Below are 1,088 nucleotides of genomic sequence, written 5' to 3'. Positions count from 1 at the left end.
CCTTGGGGAACTCCCTCTGTGGTCGCACTGACAAGACCTCCCTCCATTACACCCGACTTTAGGAACGAGCGAATTAGATGGAGAGTGGCAGAATCATTGACCTGTTCACGTAGGATTGAAATTAGCTTGTCGTGATTGACCGTGTCAAAGTACTTTTCTATATCAAAGTCCACTACCCACTCATACCCTGCATTCAAGTAGTCCAATGCTTGGTTAATTGCCTGATGGCAACTGCGATTCGGTCTGAAGCCATAACTATGCTCACTAAACAGTGGTTCATAGATGCGGTTTAGCACTTGGGCAGTCGCTTGTTGCACCACACGGTCTACTACTGTAGGGATGCCCAAGGGACGTTGTTTTCCATTGGGCTTGGGGATAAATACACGTCTTACGGGGGATGGCTTGTATTGCTTTCTGCATATGGACTGCTTTATCTCATCCATATGCTGGGCCATATACACGTCAAGTACATCTACCGACATCTTATCTATGCCGGCAGCACCTTTATTGCGCCTGACAGACATCCAGGCTTCCCAGAAGTTTCTTGCTTCTACAATCTCGTTTACTAATTCCATTTGCTGCTTTTCGTTCTGCTTGTAAATTTACGATGAAACGTTCTCGTTACTTCCGACATTGAAAGATTACGGTTCTTTCATATCCGTCATACCTCACATCCGAACTATCAACGCATTGCTTACAGCGATTTGCACTATATATACATTAGTCCCTTCGGTATTGGTGAGACACCTACTATGGACTCAGCTGACTCCCACCCATAAACTTTTTATCGTACGTGTGTTGACACGCTGGATGGGCCTCTCGGGGTAAGGCACTAACCTGCCGACTTCACAACCTCTTGGTTTACTGTCTTGGGGGATACGTTTACCATTCGGACTTCAACTTGTTTTGCAGTCTTATCCATTCCCATTTAGCCTTATACCAAGTTTCTGTTCGTAGGCTCGATAGTCTCGCTATTGGCTTCCTTCATCCTTGACATTACTGACAACGACTTGCCATTTGCTTCGCTTGGCGGTAAATACCTGCGACTGGAGTTAAACCAGTTAGGTTAGTGTCATGCCCGACACACA

The 1,088-nt window shown here is 45.9% G+C and carries 1 protein-coding gene; it reads right to left on the bottom strand.

What is annotated here, in order from left to right:
* On the bottom strand, positions 1-575 hold a 575-nt coding region (locus F7D20_RS10835; protein ID WP_158464052.1), incomplete at its 3' end, for a reverse transcriptase domain-containing protein.
* Positions 576-1,088 lie beyond the last annotated feature (513 nt).

The sequence above is a fragment of the Segatella copri genome, assembly GCF_009495355.1.
In the GTDB taxonomy this organism is placed as follows: domain Bacteria; phylum Bacteroidota; class Bacteroidia; order Bacteroidales; family Bacteroidaceae; genus Prevotella.
Note: the sequence above shows the minus strand (reverse complement) of the source record. Positions and strands in the feature narration are given on the sequence as shown.